The sequence below is a fragment of the Paenibacillus sp. J2R1T-4 genome, assembly GCF_059692235.1.
Genome location: NZ_JCAUBA010000020.1, coordinates 1 through 24376, shown reverse-complemented (window position 1 = coordinate 24376; position 24376 = coordinate 1). Strand labels below are relative to the sequence as shown.

General features: G+C 47.0%; 19 protein-coding genes. 15 read left to right on the top strand and 4 right to left on the bottom strand.

Features of this window, described 5'->3' with window-relative positions:
• Positions 1–183: 183 nt before the first annotated feature.
• From AC58QD_RS25860 to AC58QD_RS25820, 9 genes are all read left to right on the top strand, one after another.
• Complete coding sequence (locus AC58QD_RS25860; RefSeq protein ID WP_497337919.1) at positions 184–1317, top strand: hypothetical protein; 1134 nt, start codon at positions 184–186, stop codon at positions 1315–1317.
• A gap of 19 nt (positions 1318–1336) precedes the next feature.
• Positions 1337–2830 (top strand): glycan biosynthesis hexose transferase WsfD, encoded by a 1494-nt coding sequence (gene wsfD, locus AC58QD_RS25855; protein WP_497337918.1) that lies wholly within the window; start codon positions 1337–1339, stop codon positions 2828–2830.
• A 1-nt stretch (position 2831) separates the two neighbouring features.
• Positions 2832–4382 carry a DUF2334 domain-containing protein gene (locus AC58QD_RS25850; RefSeq protein ID WP_497337917.1) on the top strand — a complete coding sequence of 517 codons (1551 nt, stop codon included), beginning with the start codon at positions 2832–2834 and terminating at the stop codon, positions 4380–4382.
• A 10-nt stretch (positions 4383–4392) separates the two neighbouring features.
• Complete coding sequence (locus tag AC58QD_RS25845; RefSeq protein WP_497337916.1) at positions 4393–5643, top strand: glycosyltransferase family 2 protein; 1251 nt, start codon at positions 4393–4395, stop codon at positions 5641–5643.
• A gap of 16 nt (positions 5644–5659) precedes the next feature.
• The gene (locus AC58QD_RS25840) at positions 5660–7753 is read left to right on the top strand and encodes a cellulose biosynthesis cyclic di-GMP-binding regulatory protein BcsB (RefSeq protein WP_497337915.1); all 2094 of its coding nucleotides are present in this window, start codon (positions 5660–5662) and stop codon (positions 7751–7753) included.
• Positions 7750–8604 carry a diguanylate cyclase domain-containing protein gene (locus tag AC58QD_RS25835; RefSeq protein ID WP_497337914.1) on the top strand — a complete coding sequence of 285 codons (855 nt, stop codon included), beginning with the start codon at positions 7750–7752 and terminating at the stop codon, positions 8602–8604. The genes AC58QD_RS25840 and AC58QD_RS25835 overlap by 4 nt, the downstream gene beginning before the upstream one ends.
• A gap of 105 nt (positions 8605–8709) precedes the next feature.
• Positions 8710–9156, top strand: coding sequence for a DUF2269 family protein (locus AC58QD_RS25830; protein WP_497337913.1), 447 nt, complete (start codon positions 8710–8712; stop codon positions 9154–9156).
• Between the two features lie 348 nt (positions 9157–9504).
• Positions 9505–10701 carry a ParM/StbA family protein gene (locus AC58QD_RS25825; RefSeq protein WP_497337912.1) on the top strand — a complete coding sequence of 399 codons (1197 nt, stop codon included), beginning with the start codon at positions 9505–9507 and terminating at the stop codon, positions 10699–10701.
• 32 nt (positions 10702–10733) lie between these two features.
• Positions 10734–11084, top strand: a complete 351-nt coding sequence (locus AC58QD_RS25820; protein ID WP_497337911.1) for a hypothetical protein — start codon at positions 10734–10736, stop codon at positions 11082–11084.
• Positions 11085–11214: 130 nt separating this feature from the next.
• Here the strand turns inward: AC58QD_RS25820 and pdxA are convergent, their stop codons facing one another.
• The 4 genes from pdxA to AC58QD_RS25800 form a co-directional block, all read right to left on the bottom strand.
• On the bottom strand, positions 11215–12213 hold the full coding sequence (pdxA, locus tag AC58QD_RS25815) for a 4-hydroxythreonine-4-phosphate dehydrogenase PdxA (protein WP_497337910.1): 999 nt from the start codon (positions 12211–12213) through the stop codon (positions 11215–11217).
• Positions 12206–13516: a four-carbon acid sugar kinase family protein gene (locus tag AC58QD_RS25810; RefSeq protein WP_497337909.1), complete on the bottom strand. Its 1311-nt coding sequence runs from the start codon at positions 13514–13516 to the stop codon at positions 12206–12208. The genes pdxA and AC58QD_RS25810 overlap by 8 nt, the downstream gene beginning before the upstream one ends.
• 100 nt (positions 13517–13616) lie before the next feature.
• Positions 13617–14576, bottom strand: a complete 960-nt coding sequence (locus AC58QD_RS25805; protein WP_497337908.1) for a 2-keto-3-deoxygluconate permease — start codon at positions 14574–14576, stop codon at positions 13617–13619.
• Positions 14577–14707: 131 nt separating this feature from the next.
• Complete coding sequence (locus AC58QD_RS25800; RefSeq protein WP_497337907.1) at positions 14708–16546, bottom strand: sigma-54-dependent Fis family transcriptional regulator; 1839 nt, start codon at positions 16544–16546, stop codon at positions 14708–14710.
• Positions 16547–16657: 111 nt separating this feature from the next.
• Between AC58QD_RS25800 and AC58QD_RS25795 the strand changes: the two genes are divergently transcribed.
• The 6 genes from AC58QD_RS25795 (at position 16658) to AC58QD_RS25770 (ending at position 24018) form a co-directional block, all read left to right on the top strand.
• A complete protein-coding gene (locus AC58QD_RS25795) occupies positions 16658–17902 on the top strand; it encodes an aminopeptidase (RefSeq protein ID WP_497337905.1) in 1245 nt (414 codons plus the stop codon).
• Between the two features lie 134 nt (positions 17903–18036).
• A complete protein-coding gene (locus AC58QD_RS25790) occupies positions 18037–19851 on the top strand; it encodes a BTAD domain-containing putative transcriptional regulator (RefSeq protein WP_497337904.1) in 1815 nt (604 codons plus the stop codon).
• A complete protein-coding gene (locus tag AC58QD_RS25785) occupies positions 19848–21443 on the top strand; it encodes a PP2C family protein-serine/threonine phosphatase (RefSeq protein ID WP_497337903.1) in 1596 nt (531 codons plus the stop codon). Before AC58QD_RS25790 ends, AC58QD_RS25785 begins: the two co-directional genes overlap by 4 nt.
• A 35-nt stretch (positions 21444–21478) precedes the next feature.
• Positions 21479–23098, top strand: coding sequence for a PP2C family protein-serine/threonine phosphatase (locus tag AC58QD_RS25780; RefSeq protein WP_497337902.1), 1620 nt, complete (start codon positions 21479–21481; stop codon positions 23096–23098).
• An 86-nt stretch (positions 23099–23184) separates the two neighbouring features.
• Positions 23185–23628, top strand: coding sequence for an ATP-binding protein (locus tag AC58QD_RS25775; RefSeq protein ID WP_497337901.1), 444 nt, complete (start codon positions 23185–23187; stop codon positions 23626–23628).
• An 18-nt stretch (positions 23629–23646) separates the two neighbouring features.
• Positions 23647–24018 (top strand): STAS domain-containing protein, encoded by a 372-nt coding sequence (locus tag AC58QD_RS25770; protein WP_497337900.1) that lies wholly within the window; start codon positions 23647–23649, stop codon positions 24016–24018.
• The last annotated feature ends 358 nt before the right edge of the window (positions 24019–24376 follow it).

Below are 24376 nucleotides of genomic sequence, written 5' to 3'. Positions count from 1 at the left end.
AAATAAGGAATCTTATAATGGCTAGTAACTGAAAACGATGCCAAACTAACATAAGTATACCGTTAAAGGAAGAGTCTGTCATTTGACAGCCCTATCAGGATATGGTTCTCTAATCTTACAGGCGCCACGACTCGGGTGGATTCGACAAATTGGCATTATATCGATGAAGGAGACCAAAAGGGAATGAACAAGAGAGCTGTTCTGTACATGAGCCTCATCCTTGTATCTGTCTATTTATTAGCGGCTTGTGACAAGGCAACGAAGCCCGTAGTGCAATTCCCCGAACCGTCCTTGCTGCCGCCGAAGCAATATGGGAACGCCATGCAAATGCAAGAGAATCGCGAGGGACTGCAGCAATTTATTGTGGGCCGACTCTCTGGAAGCAACGGGATCCATACGAATTATCTGGATACGGACCAGTCTGCGGAGGCAGCAACAGGTCATGAGCTATTGAGCGAGTCGTCAGGGCTCATGATGCGTTATTATGCGCTGACTGGGCAGCAGAGCGCTTTTGATTCCGAGTGGGCGCGAGCCAAACAAATATTCGATATGGATACCGGCTTCAGCTATCGATATAGTCCCAAGCAGCAGAAGAAGTACATGATTAATGCTGCTGTGGACGACATGAGGATCATTCGAGCTCTTCATGAAGCGGGTCGAATGTTCAAGGATACGAAGTACGTAACGGAAGCTGATACATATGGGAGCCGTTTCTACAAGTACAATATCAACGATGAGCATCTGTATGATTTCTACGATGCTGCATACCGAACGACGAACGCGTTCATCACCTTATGTTACATTGATCTCAAGACGCTGCAGTTGCTCCCTGATTCCATCAAGCAACAGCAGAAGCTGCCCGCGAACATGCTGGAAATCATACAGGGAGGGTATTTGTCTGATCAGTTCCCTTTTTACGAGACCCGATATCAATATAAGACGCGTTCATATAGCTCGGACTCTATAAACACTGTGGAGTCGCTTCTCACCATTCTTGCGCTCGCCGAGGTCAAGCAACATAATCCGGAAAGTATTCGTTATTTGAAGGAACAGGTGAGGGCAGGTACCCTGTACGGGCAATACACCAAAGAAGGAAAGCCGACGAACGATATTCGATCGACTGCCATCTATGCGATTTCTGCTATGATTGGATCACAGCTCGGAGATGGGCCTCTGTATGAGGACAGCATTCGGAGAATGAACGAGTTCCAGGTCCGGGATACAGCAAGTCCGCTGAATGGAGGATTTGGTTATGGGCCGACACTGCAGGCCTACTCCTTCGATAATCTGATGGCCTTGCTGGCCTACACCTATTGAAAATGGAAAGGAGTACAGAATGACAGGTATCGAGCTTAACCATAATCTGACGCATAGGCTTCTAAGGCTCGGCCGAATGATCTCACCTGCTTGGATGAGTGCCATAGGGGTGCTGTTAATTACGGTGATCGCGTTGTTCGTACGACCTTTTATCGGAATGGCGGATAACGGGGATTACTTTCGTATCTTATACAGCAATGGCCTCTACTTCAACGTACCGGACTATGACAGTCATTACTTAGGCTACTTCGTCAAGGATTACGGGATCTTCCAGTACTACAATGAGAATGGAGCAACTTTATCGTCCTCACAATCGTTATTTATTCGCCTAGCAATCTGGGTCAATACATGGTTTTATCATAATGAGCAGTTCGACATCCGATTCCAAGCGGCTATCTTTACCATCCTGTATGTGATTGCAATCTATTTACTGGTAGAAAGTCTGACATGGAGAATAGCTAAGAAGTATGGGTATTCTATTGCAGCGATCGCCATCTTCGTATTCGCAGACACGGGGTATACAGCTTACTTTAACTCGTTTTATAGCGAAAGCATCGTTTTAATCTCACTGCTATTCTTATTCGCGGCAGGATTGTTGCTCTATCGGAGACGATATAACGATTACCTGCTGCTGGCCATCTTCGCGATCAGCGGGCTGCTTCTAACCACAAGCAAGCAGCAGAATGCGCCCGTGGGTGTTATTATTGCCTTGACCTTGTTCATTCTCATTTATATTCGCAAAGAAAGACCGTTCCGCGCCCTGATGGCTACTTCACTAATCGGTATGCTCCTTACTGGTGTGGCTGCGTATGTTTGGATCCCGCAAGAGTTTGTGAATATCAACAAATACCACGCGATGACAAGGGGGGTATTAATGGAGTCGAACGATCCAGAAGCTGCTTTGCAAGCTTTTGGGATCGACAAACAATTCGCTGTATTGAATAAGAGCATCTATTATGAGCCATACACTACCGTAGATGTGAATTCCGAGATACTGGAGAAACACTTCTATAACGAGTATGGATTCGGATCGATTCTACTCTACTATCTCACCCATCCGGAGCAGGCAGGAAAAATGCTGGATTTGGCCGCCCAGAATGCTTTCAAGATTCGGCCTTCTGCCATGGGCAATTATGAGAAATCGGTTGAGAAGCCTTTTGGAGCACAGACCTCATTCTTCTCAGGGTACAGCCTGTTAAAAGAAACGATTGCGCCAAAGACGTTCGGGTTTATAGGTCTATGGATGATTCTTATAATCGGTCTGTACATGCCTTCCTTCATTTATGCTATAAAAGCCCGGAATATGAGGGGCGCCTTGCGGCTTCCTCTAATCATAATGATGATCCTGGCCGGCTTATCCGGTATCGTGGCCTCCATCATAGGGGCTGGGGATGCGGATCTGGCCAAACACGAATTTCTATTTACGGCCGCATTCGATATGGTTACTTATTTAACGATTGCCGATGTCATTCGACGACAGCTGTGGCAGAGCGAGTTAGGAGGTGAGGCCTAGCATGTTCGTACACAAATGGAAACATTCGCTCATCATGCTGCTTATCCTCCTGCTGTCCATTCCACCTGTTGTCGTTCAATCGGCGGGCAGAGATCCTGTTCATGTGCTGCTGCTCTATGACAGTCAGTCGATAGGGACGTCCAGAGAAGGCAATATCGAGGCGCTGGGGCGGATGCTTGCCTCGTTCAGTGCCAAGGTCACTTTGACTTCTATGGATAGCTACAAGCAAGGAACGCTGCAGTTATATACGAAGGTCATAGCCGTCCGCAATGCTGAGGATCTTGCCGATACCCCTCCAGATTTACTTAAGGATCTCGCAGCCTATGAAGGTGATTATCTGCATATTGGAGAGCACTTACCTGTTCATGTTCAAGAGAAGCTGAATATTCAGACCCGCAAGACTGGCAAGGGAACAATCCGCTTGTCAATCGGACCGTTCTCTCAGCCCTTGATCCGTGTGAACAATATGCCTTATTTGGTTCAGCATAACGGAGTCGAGTATGGCAGTCTCTCGTCTGAGAACGGAGAATTCCGTTCCCCCTTTGCAGTAAGGGAGGGTCGGTATACCTATATTCCCTATTTGGAAAAGGGGAACCTCAGCGAACTGGCCATCTCCTATGTGTTAAAGGATTGGTTCGCTGTCGCGGCGCCAAGCCACACTTATCTATTATTTAAAGAAATTTATCCGTTCTCAGATTTGAAGATGCTGGAGAGGTTATCCGACAAGCTGTATGATGCCGGCATTCCTTTTGCGGTTAGTGTCAGTCCTGTGTTCGGTAATACTGAATATCCAGCCGCACAACGCTATCTGGAAACCTTGAAATATGTACAGTCCCGCAACGGCAGCATCTTGGTTCATGCTCCTGTTGTGGCATCTACAAGCAGTCAAGAGGGCGGTAATACGCTTAAGCCTAAGATGACTTCGTTCCTGAAGGTTCTGATCGATTATGGGATCGCCCCCCTTGGGATGGGGGCGGAGATGTATTGGTCTTATGATACGGAATACGTGACAGCAGGGATGAGCTATTTCGATTCCGTTGTGTTATTTCCTAATAAACAATTGATGTACCGGGCACAGACGAATTCTTCACAGCCCTTTGCCTCTGCCATGTACAGCTTACCAATGGACGTTTTTCAGCAGTACGAGCATACAGGCAAGGCGGTACAAGCATTTCCGATGCATACAGCCATCACGGTCGATATGTATGAGAACGAGACGGAGCTCGAACAGGCGGTTCAGAGGCTTAAGCAGAGTTGGTTGACTTTTGCCGACTATAAAAGCGTGCCTCACCAGGTTCAGACGGAAGCTAGTATTCGCTCCACTTCACAGGATGGCCAACTTCTTATAAATGGCCAGAATGTGGATCTGAATGATGTCAGGAAGGATATTAGCTCAGAGCACAGCTATGTGCAACAAGAGGAGAAGAGCTTCTCCAGGCTGTTCAACGTTCAGAATACGATCTTTATCATCATCATTGTGTTAACCCTGGTTATATTCGGATTCTTGTTCATCATCGGATACCGGCTATACAAACGTAAGTATTACAAATAAGGAGACAGTTATGACAATTGCAGACGTTCTAATGTTAATTGCAGTTATCTGTATTTGGTCGCTCTTGCTTGTAAACGTGGTCCTTATTATTGCAGGTTATCTCTATTATATTCAGGGTGAGAGTGAGTCTGTGCCAGAGATTGTCGGGGATGCGCCGTTCGTCACGATCATGGTGCCTGCTCATAATGAAGGGAAAGTGATCGTCAAGACTGTAGAGGCATTGCTCGCCCTGGATTATCCTCGTGATCGGTATGAGATTATTGTGATTAACGATAATTCCTCCGATAATAGCAGCGTTCTGCTAGCGAAAGTACAGGAGACCTATCCTGAGCGCAATCTAATCATCATTAACACCGATAAGATCACGGGGGGGAAAGGCAAGTCCAACGCACTGAACATCGGGTTCTCTCAAAGCAAGGGGGAGCTGATCGCGATCTATGATGCGGACAATACCCCTGAGAAAAAAGCGCTTCGTTATCTGGTCGGGGAGATCATGAACGATGCCGCGCTCGGAGCCGTGATTGGCAAATTCCGCACCCGTAATCGGGATGCCAGCCTATTAACCCGATTTATTAATATCGAGACGTTATCCTTTCAGTGGATGGCACAGGCCGGAAGATGGAAACTGTTCAAGCTGTGCACGATACCCGGAACTAACTTTATCATGCGGCGGCATATCGTAGAGCGGATCGGTGGTTGGGACGTGAAGGCGATCGCAGAGGATACCGAGATCAGCTTTCGCATCTATATGATGGGGTATCGAATCAAGTTCCAGCCTAAGGCCGTCACCTGGGAACAGGAGCCGCAGACGATGAAGGTGTGGTTCAAGCAACGAACGAGATGGGCGAAGGGCAATATCTATGTCATTGTGAAAAATGCCCGGCTCCTCTTTGACCGTTCGGCGCGCAACATTCGCTTCGATATCTTGTACTTCCTGTCCATCTATTTCCTGCTGCTAACTTCACTCGTGATGTCCGATATACTGCTAATTCTTCATGCCTTAGGGTATGTGCATACGACGATTGCTGGGTTCAGCGTGTTTCTATGGCTGCTTGCGATCACTCTATTTATAGTAGGGACTTTTATTACAGTTATAACCGAAAAGGGAGAGATGAAGCTCTCCAATCTATGGATCATCATGCTCATGTATGTTTCATACTGTCAATTCTGGATGGTGGTTGCGGCCTATGGTTTGTACGCTTATCTGAAAGATTTGGTATTCAAGCGGGAAGCCAAATGGTATAAGACGGAACGTTACTGAGAAAGGGGAGAGAATAGTGATAAGAATTAAAAGAGCGATAGGTATAGGGTTGCTCGGCTTGTCCCTCTTGTTCACACTGATTGGTCAGACTGTGATAGTGGAGGCAGCGGATGTGCCTGGACAGACTTATGCAACACCATTCGCGGATACGAATAGTGCTTTAACCGGCTTGATGACGTCCAGGCAGCAATTTTTCCAGATCGCACCGTATTGGCAAGTAAGTGAAGTGAAGGTTCATTTGGACTATTCTGCTTCTCCGTTGTTACTAAATGAACAATCCAGCATCACCCTGGTTATCAATGGAACTACCTTCCATTCATTCCGTCCAAATACAAAAGAAACAAAGCAGCGTCAGTCGGTAACCATTCCCAATGATTTAATCATAAAAGGGGTCAATACGCTAAGCATCGAAGGGAACATTCAAGCAACTTCGAAGCCTGATCTGGCCTGTCCGCCGCCTCAGACGCAAGAGAGCTGGCTGCAGCTGTATAACACCTCCAGTGTCATGGTTCAATACAGCAATACTCCTCTGAAGGGGAGCATCAGCGATTTCAACCAGCATTTCATAGGTCTTGATACGGTTAGCGCAGGTCTTAATGCGATTGCAGTTCCGCTGAGAAGCACACCTTCTGAACTAGAGGCAGCAGTCTACGCGCTATCCGGATTCTCCAAGGCGAATAGCTTGAAGGATACCATTATCCCGATTGTCTCTAACAGTCCGGACAACCTGAAGGATAAGAAGGCTGTAGTGGCTGTGGCGTTGTACGATAATTTACCCGCAGAGCTCAAAAGTCTTGTGGCCAATGAAGATCTGAACAATAATGCAATCATCCAATTGGTGAACACAGACAAGCAGCCGACCCTGGTCGTTACTTCGAAAAGTCCCGAGCTATTAATCCGAGCAAGCCGTTTAGTAGCGAACCAAGGGCTGATGGGGCAAATGGAGACGGCCATCAAATTGGTGAATGAGCTTACGGAGATCGCAGCCCCAGTTACCGGCATCACTAAGAACGTGACCTTAACCGAAACCGGTGACAAGCTAAGCGGGTCGATGCACCGGGAGAAGACTTATTTCGTACCCCTGCCAGCCAATCGATCGATAGCAGAGGCCAGTAAGATTAATCTGGACTTCCGGTACTCCAAAAATCTCGATTTCGACCGCTCCATGGTAACCATTCTAGTGAACAATGCTCCGATTGGCAGCAAGAAGCTTACCTCGGTGTTGGCAGACGGAGACAACGTCACCATGCCGATTCCCAAGAATCTTAGCACGACGGGTAACTTCGCGGTTACGGTCGCCTTCGATCTGGAGTTGAAGAATAACGTCAGCTGCATACAGAATCAGAATGAAATGCCATGGGCGTTCATAACCAAAGATTCGATCCTGCAGTTGAATACCAAAGACAGAACCGATTTATTGTTCAACAACTATCCTTATCCGTTCTTGCGGGACGGCAGCTATAATCAGGTAGCGGTCGTAGTACCAGATGAGCGTGATCCTTATACGTTCCAGACAATCTCCAACCTGTTCAACCTGTTGGGTAAGTATGCCGAAGGGAATATGGGGGAGGTTAAGTTCTTTGCATCAGGTGCTGAAGCCAAGGACTTGCAGAACCGACAAATTATCGCGATCGGGACTTATCAGAATAATAAAGTCATACGAGAGAATAACAGCAAGCTCTATTTCCAATACGATCTGAGCGGCAGCGGTATTCGTTCCAATGAAAAAATGAGTGTTGAGTTGGACTATGGGAAAAGAATCGGAACGCTGCAGTTAATTGATTCGCCGTATGAAGCAGGACACGCTCTATTAGCTGTGACAGGGGTCGGGTCCGAATATTATTATATGGCTTCCAAGCTGGTATCGAGTGAAAGCACAATGTGGAAAATATTCGGTGACGGCGCGGTAACGGATAAAGATGGGAATATTCATGCGTTCCGTTTCAAGAAACAGGCCGATCCAGCACAATCGAATATAATTAGCGACATCGTACAGCGTGAGGACGTATTAGGATTTATGATTGCCATCGTATTAGTGCTGGTTCTCGTGCTTGTATCGTTGATCTTGTTGATCCGCAAGTATAGGAAGAATCGAGGGAATGTGCGATGAAACGGAATCAAAGCAGCTTGCTGTCGGATGGCGGCTTCTTATTGTTATTCGTCATTTGCTTTATCACCATTTTGTTCATGACGGGCGATCCTGATCGCTATATTCAGAACATCATCCTCTTGAATGTGGCCTTCTTGATTGCCATTGTAACGTACTTTACGACGGTTACCACAGGGTTGATCATGAATATCTTGTTTATATTCGGTTACGGGACGTTTACCCTGTACCAGACCGTTGTGGCGGGAGATGTCATCGGAACCCAGAATTACTTTTGGTTAGTCATGACCCCGGCGTTCACCTTTGTCACATGGATGCTTACGCTTGCCCAGAAGCAGCTGCAGACCAAGAATGATCTGTTAGAAAAAACGAATGCTTCGCTGGCTACGATGGACGAGAACACGAATTTGAAGAATAGTCGATCGTTCCAAAAGGATGCCACCGTATTCATGGCGCTCTCCGTCCGATATAAGATCCCCTTAACGCTGATGGTGGTGAACGTGAAATATTGGGATGAGTTAAAACGCATGATTAGTGAAGAGAAGATGACAGAGGCGATGTATGATCTCTCCAAGTTGAACGAGACGAGCATTCGCACGAACGACTCCCTGTATATGCTCAGCAATGAGAATCCCACATGGGGCATGCTCTTGTTCACGGACCGGATGGGAGCGAACTTAGTCATCGACCGGCTCATGCAAAATGTAGTTGAATTTAACCAAGTAGAATTTGCCGACAAGTACAAAATCGAATTAAATCTGCGAATGGGTGCCATGGAATATGATCCCGAGAAGATTGCAACGCCGCTTGATTTCATTGTGCAGGCTCGAAAGCAATTGGAATATGATGTGTAGCTCGGAATGAAAAAAATATTTTAAAAAATGCGTAGAAGTACGGAATTTCTTAACACTCCATGCCGATATACTAAATGTATCGTTATTTTATTGGGGGGAACCATCTTGTATATCTACGTGTTAACGCTTCACATCGTTGCTGCCATTATGGGTTTGGGGGCGGCATTCGGGTTTCCGATCATCGCGAAGAGCGCTGGTACGGTCAGCCAAGCCAAGTTCGTACTGTCTCTTCTGAAGAGACTAGAGATTCTGCCTAAGGTAGGGAGTATTCTCTTACTGGTAACTGGTCTCGTGATGGGAATCATGCACACTTCCTTGTTCACCACAGGCTGGTTCATTGCATCAATCGTTATCTACCTGGTTGTCCAGGTAATAGTAGTAGGATTTCTGCCCAAGTACATGAAGCAGCAGCAGGAGATTCTGGACAAAGTTAAAGGCGAAGAGCTTCCTGTAGCTTATAAGGTTATCAGCAAGCAATCTGCAAAGCTTGAAGGATTCGTGCACTTAATGGCATTCGTCTTGATTATACTCATGGTATTCAAACCGTTCTAATTCATCCAACAAGGAAGAGCTGCCGTCATGTACATACATGCTGGCGGCTCTTTTTGTGTTTTCATTAAAGTGTTTTTTGTGTATTAACCATTAATTACCAGGTATTATTTTATACTATTGACCCATAAACAGGGGAGGTTACTCGAATCTTATAATAGACTGTCATGGGAGGCTAAGAGATTGCTTACATATGACAAGGAGTCAACAAAACCGAATAGCTTGGTCAGTGAGGCATTCGATTTAGGGATGTCTTTTTCACGTTTGTCAGACTAGCCCTGTAGTGTGCCATTAGAAACGCCAAGCAGGACAAGGTAACACCGAATAACATCACATATGGGAGGTATGAATATGAAGTACCATTTCTTTGTAGGCAATGATAACGGGAACAGTGAGCATGATATGATCATCGACGGTAAACATATAGCACAGCCAAATGTGAATTGCACGGTGGACGAGCTCCCTTGGAGCGAGGAACAGGCCCCGGAGAGCTTTATTAAGAACTTGCAGGATCAGCTTGTTGTTACGATTGATTCGCCATCAGCACGCCCGGGGATGTATTATATCGGGAAGTTCGCGCTTGAAAGCGGAGAGATCCTGGATAGCCTGCAGATCGGAATTGATATGAAATGCGACATGGATCTGCCTCTAATCAATACTCTAGCGCAGATCGCAGCGGCGGCCGTGCAGAAGGCGAATGAAGAGGAGAACAAGATTCCGGAACATATTGAAGTCGAAGTGGATATGGTTACGGCACTGCCGGTCACGCAGCATACGGATGAGACATCGGCGAAGTTCGAGAAACGATTCATGTCCGGTTCTCATCATGTGACCGTTCACCTTGGGATCCAACGTGTTGCCGTCAAGATCGTGTTCGTGTTCGCCAAGGTAGTTCCGGAAGCCACACCTGTTATTTTCGCTCTTCAAAAGGATATGGAAGGCAACTGGAGAGATGGGGACATCTTCCAGGAGTTCGTGGAAACCTATGATCTGAGCAAAAATTTTAACGGGAGCTACTTCAAGGATAAGCGTATTCTTCATGTGGATATTGGAGATGGATCGACGGAATACCCGATAACAGAAGGCAATAAGTTTCTGCGCCAATTCGTGCATGGTAGTCATCATGGCGCAGGCTATGCGATTGAGGAGTCACTGGATGATTTCAATAGATTGCTTCATTTGCCGGACAGCCCGCGTCAGTTCTTCAGTGATGTAATCAAGAACACCAAGCACAAGTACCATGCCCGTGCGATCAAAGCACTGAAAAGACCGCTTGAAAGCCAAGTCAGACAAATTATCCAAAACGTCAAAAGACAGTTAACCAAGTCGAGGAATGAGATCGATGTCATCTGCGTTTACGGCGGGGGAAGTGTTCTAATGCGCTCGGCCCTGTATCCGCTACTTAATGAGCTATGCGTGGAGAGGGAGATCAAGCTCTTATACATTCCTGCGCAATATGCGGTGCAGATGAATGCGATGGGACTAGATGCCTTTGTGAGGGGCAAGATCTATGAGGCACTCAAAGGGAAGGCTGCACAACCCGTATAACGGAAATATGGCACTTTAAAAGGTGATTGGAAATGAAGAAAACAAAACAGCCTGGAGAGAACATTAGTCTCAAAACTAAAAAAACGGAAGACTCATCCATTATGGAATGGATCAATGCTCAAACAAACTTGATGGACTCGATTCGATACCTGATTGAGAATGAGCTGAGCCAAAATGGAGTGCGCAATCTGCAAGCTTACGTTCCGGCTGAACGATCTTTCTCTATTGCATCCATACAATCAACTCCAGATGACAGCACGAGCAGTTCACCTGTGAGTGCCAGCTCTGAGGGTGATGGAAGGGCAGAGACGGCTGAGAAAAAGGAAGCGGTAAAACCAGTTGAGGACGATATAGACGATGAAGACATAGAGTCATGGACCTAGAAGCCTTACGCAGCAAGGGATAACACAAAGGGATGCCGAGTATTACTTAGTAATACTCGGCATCCCTTTGTTATATTAGATATTACATAGTAATACTAAGTGGAGTCTTGGTAATGCTGAATAGGAGTAATTATTCAGCGCGCTTGGGAGCCAATTCAATGGCTTGACGAAGCGCTTCCTTCAGGCTCTGCTCGTCCGCGATTCCTTTACCTGCTATGTCGAATGCAGTGCCATGATCTACACTGGTCCGAATGATTGGCAGACCAATCGTTATATTAACTCCGGCTTCTAGTCCAAGAACTTTAATGGGACCGTGTCCTTGGTCATGATACATCGCCACAATGATGTCGAAATCACCGCGTGTTGCACGGAAGAACAGGGTATCGGCAGGGAGCGGACCAACAACTTGAATCCCTTCATCTTGAGCGCGTTTGACGCCTGGAATGATTTTTTCCTCTTCTTCGCCGTAGCCAAAAAGTCCGTTTTCTCCCGCATGCGGATTAATTCCGCAGACAGCAATCTTGGGAGAGGCATAACCCGCCTTTTGCAGGGTTTCATGCGCCATGCGAATCACTTTGTAAACTCGTTCTGGATTGATCATCTTGACGGCGTCCAGAATCCCCACATGAGTCGTCACATGGATCACTTTAAGCTTTGGCGCAGAAAGCATCATGGAGAAATCCTGCGTGTTCGTTAAATCTGCCAGAATTTCCGTATGGCCCGGGTATAGATGGCCGCCTTTGTGAAGAGCTTCTTTGTTTAAAGGAGCTGTACAGATCGCATCAATTTCACCAGCATTAGCAAGCTCAATCGCCTTTTTCAAAAAGCTAAAGGATGCATGTCCAGCTTCAGCGGACACTTGTCCAATGGGAAGATCGGCAGGAAGTAGATTGAGATCCAGACAGTCTACAGTGCCATGTTGAAACACAGCCTCCGAGACAGATTGAATGGTGCGGACTTGAAGTCCTGTATGGACGAAGCCATCAGCTCTCTCTAATATTTTGGAATCCCCAATTACAAATGGCTTGCATGACTCATACACTCGGCTATCTTGTAAAGATTTCATAATGATTTCCGGGCCAACACCAGCAGCGTCTCCCATTGTTATACCGATCACGGGTCTAGTCATTCGATTGATCTCCCTTCAAAGCTTGTTTGGCATGCGACAAACTATTATCATTACCGAAAGCGCCGGCTTTGGTGACTACCCACAATGAAGTGTTCCCCACCAGCTTGCCTAGCGGAATCCCAGGTTCGATCTCTTTGATGAGTTGAATGCCGGATACACCCAGATGTCTGCACACAGCCTTCGCTGTGTCACCGCCAGTAAGGATCACACCTTGCAGCTCTACTTGTTGGATAAGACCGGAAGCAATCTCACCCAGTATATTTGCGATTCGATTGGAAACTTCGGTTGGGTCGAATCCTCTCACAGCTCCTGCATCCTTGGACGATTGAACCTGCTCTGGAGAAGAGCTGGCATAAAGGGATGCATCCGATCCTGCAGCTATAGCAGCCAAGAGCTCATTCCGGCAGCGCTCCGTCTCCTGGATACTTCCCTCGTCAGAGGTGATCATCTTGACCGTATCCAGCTCAACGGCTCTGACTTGCGGGTCTTCATTATAAATAGAAACCTGATTACGGGTAACTTTGGAGATACTTCCGGCCACTAAGAGCACAGGTTTATTTGAGACAGGAAGAGCTAGAGGCTTGCTGTTGCTGACTGGGAAAGACAAGGCTGCAGGCAGGTAATCGGCTAGTCCTGCTGATCCCGCCCATAGAACCCGATAATCGCTAGCCGCAATGATCTCAGCGATTTGCTGCATATCTTCTTCCATAACCGCGTCGAACACTATGATCTCCATATGATCTTGAAGCAAAGCTTTAATCTTGTCCATAACTTGCTCTCTGCCTGCATGAAGAATATCTAATGGAATAAGTCCAACTTTTCGTTTCGATTGTGAGGTGAAAAGCTTTACCAGGTCTGATTCTTTAACAGGACTCTTGGGATCGCGGGCAATTTCCGTTTGATCAATTGGAACCCCATTCAAATAATGAACCCCATTGGATGTAGTTCTTCCTATCTTGGGAAAAGCGGGTGCCACGACTGCAAAATCCACCTGAATCGTATCCAGGACTGCATCTAATTCTGAACCCAAATTCCCGCGCAGGGTGGAATCCATTTTTTTGTATACATGCTTAAAACCAGCCTTATGGACGACGATCGCAGCTTGCAGTGCTTTCTCAAAAGCAGTTTGCGATGGAACAGAACGGCTATCCGTATCCAAAACCACGGTGTGGATGTCCTGAATGTCTGTAGAGAAATGCTTTAAATCAAATACAACTTGGGTATCCAACCCTTTTCTTGCAAATTGGACTCCTGAATCAGAAGCTCCAGTTAAATCATCTGCGATAATAGCCATGTGTCTCATGATAAGCTTCCTCCTTGCCAATCATCTGTCTTGTATGATTAATGTGCGTACGAAAGTCCCGGAGGTCTAATTCCGGGACGGTTCAGATAGCGTCGATTTATTATACGATTTGACTTTTAACACCAATTCGCTTGGCATACCAAGCTGTTACAATCGGTACCAGGATAGCGGTCACGATGACGCAAGAAGCAACTAGTGCTGTTGCGGAAGGGACTAGAGGAGCATAGGCTGCATTGGCAGCTGCGACGGCTGCAGGCACACCAGCTGCGTTACCTGCTGTTGAAGCGGCCGATAAGCCGGCAATCCCGTTTCCACCGATTAACCGATCTGTGAACAGTAATGTTATCCCTGTAACCAGAACAACAGACACCCCAAGCAATATGCCTAAGAATCCGGCCTTCCAGACCGTCTGCAGATTCAGGCCCGCACCAAGTGCGAAAGCGAAGAATGGAACCAGAACCGGTACAGCTTTTCCAAGAAATTCACGCATATTCTTATCCAAGTTACCCAATATCATCCCCACGATTAGAGGCAGTATCGCTCCTACAAATGTTTGCCATGGGAAGGCTGCAAGTCCTGCTACGCCCAAAGTGATCATTGTAAAGAATGGCCCGGATTCCAAGCTCATCACAGAGTAGGCGCCTACATCTTCTTTTTTACCGAACTGGCCCATCAAAGCCATGTACAATCCGCCGTTGGTATCATTCATAGCGGCAACAATAGCAAGAACCGAGATTCCTGCAAAAAATCCACTGCTTATCATGCCGTCTCCAAGGAATTGGGCGGCTATGAAACCGACTGCCATTGCAGTCAATATCTTAGTTGCGAGCAAGGTGCCGCCTTTTTTCAGAATATAGGGAGTCGCTTTGAAATTAATCGTAGCACCCATACATACATAGAATACGGCCAAGATCGGCAAGGATCCTGTCATTAGAGCTCCTGTAAATGAGCCAAAGGTTTTGGCCATTGTCGGAAATAGGGTTGTTATAATAGCCCCTAATAGCAAAGGCACGATCATCATGCCGCCGGGGATTCGTTCAATTGTTGCTTTTATTCTCATGCTGCGAACCTCCTAGATGTAATTTGTGCTATTTTCAAATAATGTGATAGATAATGCAACACACAGTGGATTGAAAACCGCTCGAAGCTAATTATAAGGGTACATTAATAGGACTACAATATGGTGAGTGTTTAATTTTGCAACATATTTTTAAGTTTTCGCCAAAGTGTGGATCGATTAATCCCTAATCTTTTGGCTGCCTTGGATTGATTCATATCTTCTTTTTGAAGGATTTCCCATAAAACCCTTTTTTCGATTTCATCCCAAGTACCTGACAAATTCAAGAGAGCGGTATGGCTTACTCCCTCCATCTGTAAGTTTTCTCTCACTTGGTTCCATCCTTCTGTTGCTTCTTTTATACCTATATAGTGACCATTTGTACGGGCTAGCATACTTTCAATTACGATTTCCAATTGGTTGATATTACCTGGCCATAGCTTCTGCATAAGATCGTCTTCTAATACTTCTTGACGAATGCCAACAATTTGTTTGCCGTGACGGGAATTGAACCTGGCGATTAATCCTCGAATGATCTCGCCTATATCTTCTACGCGTTCACGGAGAGGAGGAACTTGCAAGATTGTATCAAGGAAATAGTGGGCAAAGTCAGGGTCAACCTCATCTTTTTTCAACAGAGTTTTGATTGGAAGGACAGAGGTTACTATAAGACGCGCATCGTTTCCGGCTTGAAGGGCAGCACCTAGCTTACGCTGCAGTTGCAGACCAACATGCTGGATCTGCTGGAGGCATATCGTCCCGACTGTATCTATATACAAGAGCCCGGGCTCGGTATCCGTACCGAACAAGATGGATTCTTGTTCAATATCAGTTAGGAGGTTGCATGGCAGAATGTATAAAGAAGCATGATTCCGGTCGCTTGCAGAATGAATGGCTTGGGCAAACAGGTGCTTGCCTGTGCCTGATTCCCCAACGATCCAGATGGGCTTGTCTGTTTTCGCCAATGCTTTGGCTCGCTTGATCGTTTGCTCAATAACAAAGCTGGAGCCCATGATTTGGGCAAATGTGCCGATGCGTTCATTGATTTCATAGGTGCCGAACCCTGGCCTTATCCCGCTATCCTCTAAAGGATTCAAATAGATTAGGAAATGGTGCTCCTTAACATTGGAAGGAACAACGATTTCTATATGGATTTGGCGTTTGTGGAACCATTTGTTTTGTTTATTCGCTGAGACAACAGGGCTATTGGCCGCCTCCTCGAGATATCGCTCCCATACAGGATCAATGCCTTTAAGATTCATTCCACGCATGACAGTGTGCTCGTAGCCTAATAATAGAGAAGAGGCATGATTGGCATATAGAATGATTCCGTTGCTGTCAACTGCTAGCACACCTGACCGATGATGCTCAAGTATGTGCTCAAAGAAACGTTCGTTCTCCCGGGCTTTTGCTATAACGTCATAGATCCGTGTAACCTCAGACAGAGCTTCCAGTATGGATTCCCGGCCAGATGTAATAAGGATTCCGTTGTAGCCCATCTCTTCTGCTGTATTTACGGTAACGACATCTCCTAAGACAATGGTCACCCCGTGTTCGAATGCTTCTCTCAAGGCGTCCTGGACATCTGTTGCTTGTTCGATCCGATAAATAGGAATCTCGAAATCAAGTAGGCTCAAAACAGCTGCTGCCCCTCGGCATATGTTGGGGAACCCGATAATAGCTACCTTGCTATGGGAGTTTTTCACTAAAGTAAGGACCCGTAATATATCGTAACCAGAGACAGGAATATCCACGACTGGAGTAGAGACATGGCTTCTAATTATCGTTGAGGTTCCCCCTCGGCTGAGGATGATGTCATAAGACCGACTCTTGGCTCCCATGACGATCGGAATCGCGTTGTGAAGATCAGCAACCTCAATGTCCATCTGAATCCGCGAGTCGCTGCTGGAAAGATCCTCTAATAAACCCTTTAATCCCGGGTAAGGGGCTATAGCTAGTACTTTGATTGTCATCTGGTCTGGCCGCCTCTTTTATAATAGTACTGTTGCAAAATACAACAACTTGTTTTTCATTATACACAAAATTAAAATAGAGGATCAAACTACATAACGGGAGGGTACACAATGGACGCTTTTGAAAGGAATTTGGAAAAATATGCGGAGCTCGTTGTTCGTGTCGGCTTAAATGTTCAGCCCGGCCAAGTATTGATGATTGAATCGCCGCTCGAAACGGCTGAATTAACTCGAATGATCGTTAAGCAAGCTTACCTGATAGGTGCGAAGTATGTGCAGGTTAACTGGGATGACGAACAAATAACACGCACTCGGTTCGAGTATGCCCCGGATGAGTCGTTTACCTATTACCCACAATGGACGGTTCAGATGATGGAACAGCTTGCAGAAGCGGGAGGTGCACTCTTGAATATAAAAGTGCCGGACCCTGAGCTCTTCAATGGGATCGATAGCTGGAAGGTGTCGGCGGCTACCAAGACGGCGGCTGTATCCCGCCAAAAGTTCTCTACTTATGTGCGGAACAGTACATTCAGCTGGTGTTTGGTGAAAGCCCCTACCCGTGCATGGGCGGCAAAAGTATTCGCAGAATTGCCCGAGGAAGATCGAATAGAAGCCATGTGGGAGGCAATCTTCAGGATGAACCGAGTAGACCGTGATGATCCGGTGGCGGCATGGAGGGAGCATCTGGATGTTCTGCTTGAGAAGCGGAAGGTGTTGAATCGCAAGCGGTATCGAAGGCTGCATTACCGTGCTCCAGGCACGGATCTGAGCGTAGAGCTGCCTGAAGGTCATATTTGGCTTGGCGGAGGGAAAGAGAACGGCTCCGGCATCTATTTCGTAGCGAACATGCCTACGGAGGAAGTCTATACGATGCCGAAGCGCGACGGGGTGAATGGTACAGTGAAGAGCACGATGCCGCTCAACCTGAACGGCCGACTGGTGGAACACTTCAGCCTCACTTTCCAGGATGGGATTGTAACAGGCTACAAGGCTGAGAAGGGAGAGGAGCATCTCGCGCAGCTGCTCGATACAGATGAAGGGGCCCGATTCCTGGGAGAGCTCGCATTGGTCCCGCACGATTCGCCTATCTCCAATTTGCGGCGGACCTTCTATAACACGGGGATTGACGAGAACGCGTCTTGTCATTTGGCACTCGGCAGTGCCTACCCCGTCAACATCGAGAACGGGACCCGAATGAGCAAGGAAGAGCTGATTGCCAAAGGGGCCAATGTGAGCCTGGTCCATGTTGATTTCATGGTCGGCACCGATCAGCTCGACATTGACGGCGAGCTTCAGGACGGTACGATCGAGCCGGTATTTCGTAAAGGCAACTGGGCTATTCCGCTTGAGGAATAATACAAAGCTTAACTAAATCATACAAGGAATAACAATAATCCCTTTTCCCCTTTGCGGCGAGAAGGGATTTTATTGGTTCCGCAGAATAATGTAGAAATGATCAAGTAAAATGCTGCATGGATGGTGTATGGACTATGGCCGGCCACTCGGATTATGACAGTCAGAAGCACTTTTGGGCAGCGGAGGTGATCCGCTTGGAACGTATCCTTCTCAGTGGAAATGTGCTAGCTGCATCGGTTTTACAAGACATTCCGGACATGTATATGGGAATATCCCCCCTGCTGCTCAAAGCATGCGGGGACTTAAATGTCCATCAAGGCTATCTGACTAAGGCCAAGCTGTATTACGAACAAGCAATCAAAGGCTTCGCCTCACAGACGTTTCAGCAGCAGCTTTTATCCGCACTTGCAGGCCTGGCCTGTGTCCATCTTAGAACCGGTGAACTGCAGGAAGCAGCAACGATTATTCAGTTTCTCAGCGAGGAATGGACCCGAGGCGAGGTTGTCGTTACCGGACAAGTTCCATATGCGCTCGCGCAAGGTGCTTTCTTACTTGACGAAACCGACCGGGATCTGACTTATTATCGTTCGGCAGCGGAAACATTCTTCAGGGAGCAAGATTCCCGAAGCGGGTGTGCTGTATTGCTTGATATGCTGCTGCGCTGCGGCCATCGATTCACAGCTGCGGAATGGGAAGAAACGCTGCTCGTTATCCAGCAAAAAGCCAGGCTGAATGCTGCATGCAGCTCCATTGTTCATGCTTCAGAGATTGTCCGATGCTTTGATCTCAAGCAGTGGAAAAGTGTCGAAAAACTAGTATCGGTGCTTAAGACAGAGCAACTGAGCTACCAGCAAACGGTGGGGTTGCAGTTGCTCTCCGTAAGAGCGGAGTTGTATCAATATCATAAAGCGGATGAAACCCGGTTAGATCCTGTCATTCGGTATTGTCTCAAGGATGAAGCCGATCTCGTGCATCAATATAACGTGTTATGTATCCAGTTCGAATACAAGCTCATAAAAGGTCATACCCAGGAAGCGGATCAATACTTGCAAAAAGCCGCAGCTTTATGCAAGCTCGTGCCGTCAAATGATCGGATGATCGAGGTTAAGAATATGGAAATTGGGCTGCGTCAACAGATGCAGTCAATGGAAGACAAGGCGCGAATCGTATCTCCTCCGCCTGACCCTGCCTTCATGTTCCCGCTCATTATTCACTGCTTCGGCAAGATGCGCTTTGTGTCTGGTAATAAGGAGATCGGAGAGATTCACTGGAAACGCAAAAAAGCTCAAGAGCTGCTCCTTTATTTACTGCTTCAGCCTCACTATTCTGCTGTGAAGGAACAGGTGACGGAGGCTTTATTCGAGAGTGTGGAACGAGATAAAGTGGCCAATCAACTGTATGTTACTCTTCATCAATTGAAGCAGACGTTGAAGGAATACTTCGGGGTAACGGACGCGCTCATTATCAAAGATGGTGTAATACGGCTAAGAGACGGCTGGATTGAATATGTGGACGTAGAGCGATATTTAACCTTAATTCGTGTTGGCAACCAGCTATCGGCTCATGACCGGAAGTTATCCGTTGAGTTCTATGAGGAGGCTTATCAAATGTATGGTGAGCTGATACCAGAGATGCGGTATTTGGACTGGGTCGATCGTTTTCGTCTTCATCTTGAGGAGAAGCAAGCTGCCCTATTATGCAGGCTGGGTCATGATGCGATGGATCAATCGGAATATGGAAAAGCAGAAGACTACTATAGAGAATGGCTGAGGCTCTGCCCCATTGACGAGCAAGCGTACCAGGAGCTTATGCGTGCTCTATTAGTTATGGGCAAACAAACAGAAGCTAAGCAGCTATACAGGAAGCTGGAGCAGATGTGCAGGGAAGAGCTGGGAACCGCACCAATGGCCGAATCGGTTCAACTGATGACTAGGATGATGTCATCATGAAAAGTTGGCGATCCGACTTATTGCGTCCGTTTTCTCAGTTTTATGCCGGTGTTGCTTTTTTTTCAGTCATTGGTCTCAATTGTTACAACGTATTTGTGGACGGATCGACTTGGTCACATATCTTCAAGCTGGATTTTTATTTCATTCTGGTCACGGTAACCTTATTCTTCTTTGCTCTGCAAAGCTATACATTCAGCAGGCTCCATTCAGCCGATTTATATTTTCTGAATGATCGATCAAGCCCCATATCCGAGACCCTTCTTTTGCAAAGACTGCTGCGATTCCCGGCGGAGCTGTTTGTTGCAGTGTGGGGCTGCAGCACCTTATCCACTGTGGTCTACCATACGATGGAGCTTGCCGTTTTGCACCTTCGCTCCTTTGATATTTATGTCGTTCAGCACATCCTCGTTGAACAGGCGCTAGGGCTGACTCTTGCAATGATGATGTTCGGGACGGCAAGGAGAATTCTTCGTCCTTATTTGATGCGCGCGGCTAAGACCAGCTTTACAGGACTAAAGGAAACGACTTTTTTCAATGTGTGGCTGGGGACCTTTGTCAGCTTCCTGTTAGCTGCGGTTCTTGTGGTGTTGTGGAGCTCCATCAATTCCATGGATCGGCATAGTGAAGTGAATATTATTCTTGTCACCTGTGTGGCGGTTATCTCGATCAGCTTCGCAGTAGTCATATTTCGCAGCTATACCTCGGATTTCCGTGATGAGCTGAACTTGATCGCGGCTGGAATTCGTTCTTTGGCGGTAGGACAAGGGTCCGGGCTGCATCAGCAAATCCCGATTATCTCGCTCGATGAGACGGGGCAGCTAACGGCAGCTTTCAATTGCTTGCAGGAGCGTATCTCCGGGGAGTATGCGGAACTCGAACGGGAGAGGAGGCTTGCGTATGATGTTCAACAAAAGCTGCTGCCTTCTCCTCTGCATGAGATCGGTCGTTTCCGAATGGCTTGTTACAGTAAAGCTGCTAGAGAAGTAGGAGGTGATTTATACGATGTCGTCATGCTTCCCGATGACAGATTCGCCGTTATTGTTGGAGATGTATCAGGAAAAGGCATGCAAGCGGCACTGATTATGTCCTCCGTGATGATGCTGTTCCGAACGGAAGTGCGCCGAGGCGGGGGTGCACGTGAGTTAATGGTCCGACTCAATCGGCGGCTAGTCGAAACGTTGCGCGGTGAGCATTATGTAACGCTGGGGCTGGCCATTTGCGACTGTCGGAAGGGGTCCGTTGTCTATGCGAGCGGCGGGCATGTCGGACCTTATCATATAAGTGAGGATCGAATGGATCAAATCATCCTTCCATCGCTTCCGCTCGGTTTCCACGAGGACGAGGAATTTAAGGAGCAAGAGATAATACTTCGTGGCAGGGATCGTTTTCTGATGTATACAGATGGGACAATAGAGTCCATGGATGAAGAAGGGGAGATGGTCGGTTTTGAATTCCTGGAGCACATGATGCTTGAGCTCTCTCCCGATCTGGAACCGAAACATCAAGTTGACCGGTTGATCGCCCGGCTACCTAAGATAGAGGGTTCCCGTTACGAGGATGACCGCACTATCGTTTTGCTTCAATACCGATAAGGTAGGATTCTTAGGAATTAAAGGGGGCGCAGATCATGCAGACCGGTAAACCAACAGCCTTCCCGCTGATGCTGAGATTGTCTTTCATGTATGTGCTTGCTCTGGTATTTGGCGGGTGTATGATTACGCTTAAAAATTTATATGTAAATGGAAGTGCGCTCTCGGAGCTTTGGGAATTTAATCTAAAAGCACTCCTCATAGGAATTCCGTTATTCATCCTGCTGCTGCAAGTGATAACGTATTGGCGACTTCGCCCGGTTATGCGATATATTGGGGGAAATATTCCTGGTAGTGGGAAAGAAATCATCATGGCCCGTATGCTTCGTTTTCCGGCAGAGTTATTCTGGGGTGTTACGATCCTGTCGATTATTTTTTCGATCCTGTTCCATACGGCTGATCACATCTATTATGGGATTTCTCCGGGCGAGGCGGACAAGGCCCTCCTCCTGGGCCTCATTAATACAACGCTTAGCGAACAAGCGCTTGCGCTTACAATCTCCATTCTGCTTTACACGATGACCCGCAGCAGTCTGCGTCCCTATATCAATCAATTACATATTTTGCGGATTGGTGATCTGAAAAAAGAAAGCCTCGTGAAACCGATTCTTATTTATTTTATCAGCTGCTTTATCATCGTGATTCTTAATTTGCTGCTGTATCTAAATGACAACCTCCTGTATAATGAGCCGATTGAGCTTCCTGTCTTGTTCTGGATGACTGGGTTATATTTTTTATTCGCAACCTTGTTATTCACGGTGATGGTCATACAGCTACGCAAAGAGCTTAGAACGATGGTCGAGGGGATTGGTTCTCTAACAACAGGAGATCGGAATAAACTTCACAGTCAAATCGCGATATACCACCCTGACGAGATGGGGCAGCTGGCAGATGCCTTTAATGAATTGCAGGATCAAATCTCCAAAGAATATGATGAGCTGGATAAAGAGCTCGAACTGGCCTATATGGTGCAGCAGCAAATGCTTCCTGGAGGCTACCACGCGGTGGGGGAATACCGAATATGCGCGATTTGTGAGCAGATCAAAGAGGTAGGAGGGGATTTGTACGATATTGTGCAGCTCGACGAACAACGGCTCGCCGTTATAGTAGGTGATGTCTCAGGCAAGGGAATACAAGCTGCGCTTGTCATGTCGGCCGTTATGGTAGTATTCCGTACGGAAATTCGGCAAGGCGGATCAGCGGGAGAAGTGCTTGGCAGGCTTAACCATATGCTTGCAGAAACCCTCCAGGGCGATATGATGATTACGCTAGGACTGGCTATATGTGAGGTTCAGACAGGGAGGGTGGAATACGCAAGTGCGGGGCATGTCTCACCCTATTCCGTAAGGGGTTCAAAAGTCGAACAGCATAGCATGTCTTCTTTTCCATTAGGGATCGATCCAGACCAGCACTATTCGGAAATCCGGTTTGTCATGGCTAAAGGTGAGTATTTGATCTTATATACAGATGGTATCGTTAAAAGCATGAATCCTTCGAGAGAGAACGGCGGCTTTGAGCAGTTGGAGAGTGTGCTGGCCAGTCTGCCTGCAGATGGTGGGGTGCAGCGTCTTGTCGCGGATTTATTCGATTCCTTGCAACAGTCAGTAGATCAGATGCATGCGGATGATTGTACATTAGTCGTGATTAAGCGGGAGTAGCAAGGCTTGTAAGGTTCTTGTAAGTAACCAACGGTATAATATGGATCTAGGAGACCATCCTTCATGCTTGATCGAAGAAGAAGGTGATGAAGAACGTGAACGAAGAGCCTTTATTTGCAAAGCAATGGATTGTGAGCAGTGAATTCGGACAAGAAAAAATTGTCATGGAAGATGTCGCCGAGATCATCGAGCGATTCGACTCGGGGTCTGAGCAGAAGGAAGACATCCTTACGACTGTTTCTGAGTCCTGTCTGAATGCTATTGAACATGGCAATAAGCAGGAGAAGCAGCTGCCCGTAAGGGTAACGATGAACGTCTTCGAAGATAAATATATTTTCTGTGTGTATGACGAAGGCAAAGGATTTGATTATTCCGGTCCCCAAGGATCCGATCGGGAACTACAAGCAGAGCGCACCTCACGAGGCTGGGGGATGCTATTTATCTCTACATTTGCCCATTCTGTCCGTTTCGGGAGAGATGACAGTGACGGAAAATTTTATATAGAAATGCAGTTTTGCCGATTTTCTTAATTAAGGAAGTGACTGTGCATGGATACGAAATTCCGAGTAGAAGGCAAGGCGATCACTCAGGGACTTGCTTTGACCCTGAGCGGCGATTTGACCAAACAGGCCGAGGAAGCACTGCTGCATTATAAACCATGGGAGCAAGGAATGGGGTCTCCGAAGGGCTTCCTTGTTATGGATTTTACACAAGTGCCTTATATCAACAGCGCTGGAATTGCCATCTTAATTCGCATCGTGCGGGCAGGGGTCAAAGGTAACTATCAGACTTTTGCTTACGGGTTAACGGGTCATTACCAGAAGCTGTTTCGCATGGTGGGTCTGACGGAATACATGATGATTTATCCAGATGAATATGCCGTCATGCAGAGGTTGGAAGCATTGACCCAGTTAGATTGAAAAGGGCAGGAAGATGGAGCGGAAAATCCGCTCAAGAGCACGCGAAATGCAGCTTGGTATCGCTTCTAAAGCGGAAAATCCGCTCTACAGCACACGAAACGCAGCCTGGCATTGCTCCAAAGCGGATTTTCCGCTCTACAGCATGTGAAACGCAGCCTGGCACTGCTCCAAAGCGGAAAAACCGCTCTACCACCTTCCCACACACCTAACCAAGCTCAACCACAAGAAAGACCGTCCGAATTATTTATGAGCTGCACCCCAATTGTTAGACACATCTAACAATTGGAGGTGCAGTTTTTATGTCCAAGTATACTTTGGAAATAAAACTAAGGGCCGTATTGAGATATTTAGAGGGCCA